Source organism: Nocardia sp. bgisy134 (assembly GCF_057708325.1).
Map to the genome: position 1 here is coordinate 1 of NZ_JBYIRW010000047.1, position 4,742 is coordinate 4,742.

At 65.0% G+C, this 4,742-nt stretch carries 1 protein-coding gene; it reads right to left on the bottom strand.

Annotated elements, in window-relative coordinates; genetic code table 11:
* A partial coding sequence (locus AC3ERS_RS36475; protein ID WP_431972716.1) for an amino acid adenylation domain-containing protein occupies window positions 1-4,656 on the bottom strand: 4,656 nt, incomplete at its 3' end.
* Window positions 4,657-4,742: the final 86 nt, after the last annotated feature.

Genomic DNA, 4,742 nt, shown 5'->3' on the forward strand with positions numbered 1-4,742 from the left:
CGCAGTCACCGGCAACCCGTCGAGCACCACCACCACCGCCGGAACCATGTACGACGGCAACCGGGCACGCAGGTGGTCGCCGACCACGAGCGGGTCCACCTCCACCCCCGACTCCGGCACGACATACCCGACCAACCGGTCCCCGACGTGGGAATCGTGGTGCAACACCACCACCGCCCGCGCGACCGACTCGTGCGCCAGCAACACCGACTCGATCTCCCCCAACTCGACCCGGAACCCCCGCAGTTTCACCTGGAAATCACTGCGCCCCACATACTCCAACTGCCCATCCGCACGCCACCGCACCAGATCCCCCGTCCGGTACATCCGCTCCCCCGCCACCCCGAACGGATCCGCCACGAACCCACCCGCCGTCAAACCCGGCCGACCGTGATACCCCCGCGCCAACTGCACACTCGCCAGATACAACTCACCCACCACCCCCACGGGCACTGCCCGGAGCCGGCCGTCGAGGACATACACGCGAGTGTTCCACTCCGGTGATCCGATCGGCACACCCACGGCATCCGCATCCGCCACCTCGTGTGACGTCACCGATATCGCAGCCTCCGTCGGACCATACAAGTTCAATAGCGCCGTACTCGTGTTCGCCAAGCGGAACGCCTGTGCCGTGGCGGCCGGCAACGCCTCACCGATCGCGAGGACCCGCCGCAACGACTCCGACACGCCACCACCACCGCCGCCAGTTGTCGTCATCAGCATCGACAACGTCGACGGCACCACGTGCAACGTCGTCACTCCCTGTGCCCGAATCAACTCGAGCAGATAATCCGGCTCCTGGTGAGCGTCGGCCCTTGCGATCACCAACCGGCCGCCTGAGACCAACGCCGACCAGAATTCCCACACTGACAAATCGAACGTCGCCGCCGTCTCGAGCAACGCCACATCAGACGCGTCGAACCCGAATTCGTGCTTGATCCACTCCAACTGATTCACCACGGCACGGTGGCTGACGGATACACCCTTCGGAATGCCGGTCGAGCCGGACGTGAAGATCACATACGCTGTGTTCCGCGGCCGTAACGGCGCGAGCCGATCCGCATCCGACACCGCGGACGCATCGAACTCTGTGAGATTTACAGTGTCGACCTGCAAGACCGCGATACCACCCGGGACCTCGAAACGGTCGCGCGCGGTCGTGAGCACGCATACCGGCGCGCCCGTCTCCAAGATCAACCGTGTCCGCTCCGCCGGCTGATCCGGATCGATCGGCACATACCCGCCACCTGCCTTGGCGACCGCGTACATTCCCACCAACAGATCCACCGACCGGCGGATCGCCAACGCCACCAATGACTCCGGCCCCACGCCGTCACTGATGAGCTTGCGCGCAAGTCGATTGACCCGAGCATCGAACTCACCGTACGACAGTTTCCCGCCCTCGAACACCAGCGCCGTCGCAGCCGGATCGGCCGTAACTTGCGCGTCGAACAACGACACCAACGTCGCCCCCGCCTGTACCGCACGACCGGTGTCGTTCCACGACTCGAGCACCAACTCCCGCTCGGCGGCGGCGAGGATCTCGATATCGCCCACCGGCACCGACGGATCCGCAATCACGGCCTCGAGAACCCGCACGAACCGATCCGCGAACGAACGCACCGTCGAGGCATCGAACAGCGCCGTCGTATAAGTGATGGTGGCGCCGATACCGGCCGCGGTCCCATGCTCGTCGTAGGTGTCCGCCGCGATCAGGTGCAGGTCGTACTGCGATATGTTCGAGTAGAAATCGACCGCGTCGACGGACAAACCTTTGAGTTCGAGTGCGCTCGACGCGAGGTTCTGGAAAGAGAAACCGACCTGCGCCAGCGGCTGTCGCGCCGTCGATCGGTCCGGATTGAGCGCCGCCACCAAACTCTCGAATGGTATCTCTGCGTGTTCGAACGCTCCGAGGTCCGACGCCCGCACCCGCGCAAGCAGATCGGCGAAGCTCTGGGCGGGGTCCACCTCCGTCCGCAACACCAAAGTGTTGACGAACATGCCGACCAGATCCTCGAGCGCCGCGTCACCACGACCGGCGATCGGCGTGCCGATCACGATGTCATCGGTCCGCGACATCCTGGCGAGTAATGTCGCGAACGCTGTGTGCATCACCATGAACAGCGTCGCATTGTGTTCCCGCGCAAGCACGTTCAGCATTCGATGCAGGCGCGTGTCGATGGTGAAATCGATCCGTGCACCCTCGAACGACTGCACCGCGGGCCGCGGACGGTCCGCCGGCAGATCCAATTGATCCGGAATTCCAGCCAACACGGACTTCCAGTAGTCGAGTTGCTGGGAAATCCGTGACTTCGGATCGTTTTCGCTGCCCAGAACCTCTCGCTGCCACAGCGAGTAGTCCGCGTATTGCACTTCGAGCGGCGCCCACGCCGGCACCTCGCCCCGCGACCGTGCCGCATAGGCCACCATCAGATCCCGCGCCAGCGGCCGCATCGACCACCCGTCCGCGGCGATGTGATGGACCACGAAGACCAACACAAACCGGTTATCTGCTTCGGCTTCTCGAATCAACATTCCACGCAACGGGATCTGCTCGGTCACATCGAACCCGGCCGACACGAACTCAGCGATTTCCTCGAGGAGATCGGATTCGGGGACAACCCGCGATGTGAGATCCGGAATACATTGGCCTACAGGAAGGATCACCTGGTGGGCGGTGCCGTCGACCTCAGGGTAGACCGTGCGCAGTGTTTCGTGTCGGCCGATGAGGTCGTCGACCGCCGCTCGTAGGGCGTCCACATCGAGCGACCCGGACAAACGGAGTGCGACCGGAATGTTGTAGGCAGCCGAGTCGGGGTCGAACCGGTTGAGGAACCACATCCGCTGCTGCGCCAGCGACAGCGGAATACGATCCGGACGCGGCTGCGACCGCAGGGCTCTAGGCCCGCCCTCGCCGACATGCGCACCCACCCGCGCCGCCAACGTCCCCACCGTCGACGCCTCGAACACCTCCCGCACCGGCACCCGCGCATCGATCGCCGCGCCCAGTCGCGACACCAACCTCGTCGCCATCAATGAGTTGCCACCCAACGCGAAGAAATCGTCGTCGAGCCCCACCCGCTCGACCCCCAACACCTCGGCGAACACCTCCGCCACCACCTGCTCCACCGGAGTGACCGGCGCCCGGAACACCACCGGCTCGAATATCGGCGCCGGCAATGCCTTCCGGTCCAACTTCCCCGAAGTATTCAATGGGAACTCGTCGAGTACCACCACGGCCGTGGGCACCATGTACGACGGCACCACCGACCGCACGAACGTCAACACCTCGGCCGTGTCGATCTCCACCCCCGACTCCGGGACGACGTATCCGATCAGGCGGTCTACCCCAGCCTCGCCGCGGACCACCACCACCGCCCGCGCCACCGCGTCGTGCCGGGCAAGCGCCGCCTCGATCTCCCCCAACTCGATCCGGAACCCCCGTAGCTTGACCTGGAAATCGCTGCGGCCCACATACTCCAACTGCCCGTCGGCATTCCAGCGCACCACGTCCCCGGTGCGGTACATGCGGTGGCCAGGCTGACCGAATGGGTCGGCGACGAACCGTCGCGCCGTCAACCCTGTACGCCCAACATAGCCGCGCGCCAACTGCACGCCCGCCAGATACAACTCCCCTGAAACGCCCACAGGAACCGGTCGCAGATACGAATCCAGCACGTATGTTGAGGTGTTCCAGACCGGTGCCCCGATGGGCACCGTCGCCGCGGTGTCACCGGGTCTGCATTCCCACGCGGTGACTACTTCGACCTCCGCCGGGCCGTACCAGTTGTACAGGTCCGCATCGCAGTACCTGGTGAAACGGTCGGCGGTGTCCCTGGACAGCGCTTCCCCGGCGGCGAAGACCCGGCGCACACTGGAACCCAGCGGGGCGGGCACCGTGGCCATGTACGCCGCCAGCATCGACGGCACGAAATGCACCGTCGTCACCGCCTCGCTGTCCATGGTTCGCACCAGATACGCCGGATCGCGGTGGCCGTCGGGTGCGGCGATCACCACTCGTGCCCCAACCTGTAAGGGCCAGAACAACTCCCATACCGATATGTCGAATGTGATCGGCGTCTTGTGCAACACCACATCGCTGCCGTCGAGCGGGTACCGCGACTGGGCCCACGACAGCTGACTCACCGTGGCACGGTGAGTCAGGGCCACTCCCTTGGGCACCCCGGTGGATCCTGACGTGAAGATCACATACGCAATGTTCTGTGGTCGCAGCGGTGATATCCGGTCGGTGTCGGTGATCGGGGAAGGATCCGGCCCCGACATCGCGCGTGTGTCGATCTGCAGCACCGGGCTGGTGGTCGTCACCGGCAGGTTCCGGTCACCGCAGGTAGTCAGCACGCACAACGGATGCACCGTGTTCAGGACATGCCCGATGCGTTCGGCGGGGTGATCAGGGTCGAGCGGCACGTACGCGCCACCGGCCTTGACGATCGCATACATCCCGACCAGTAGGTCGATCGACCGACGCATCGCCACCGCCACGTGTGTCTCCGGACCTACACCTCGGGCGATCAACAACCGCGCGAGCCGGTTGATCCGCGCATCGAGTTCCGCATAGGTCAATCGCACGTCCCCGCACACCACCGCGACCGCATCCGGGGTGCGAGCCACCTGGGCGTCGAACAAATCACTCAATGTGGCATCCGGCACCTCGACCACCGTGGATGCCCTACCCGTGGCGAGCTGCCGGTGTTCTGTCTCCGAAAGCAGGTCCACCCGCG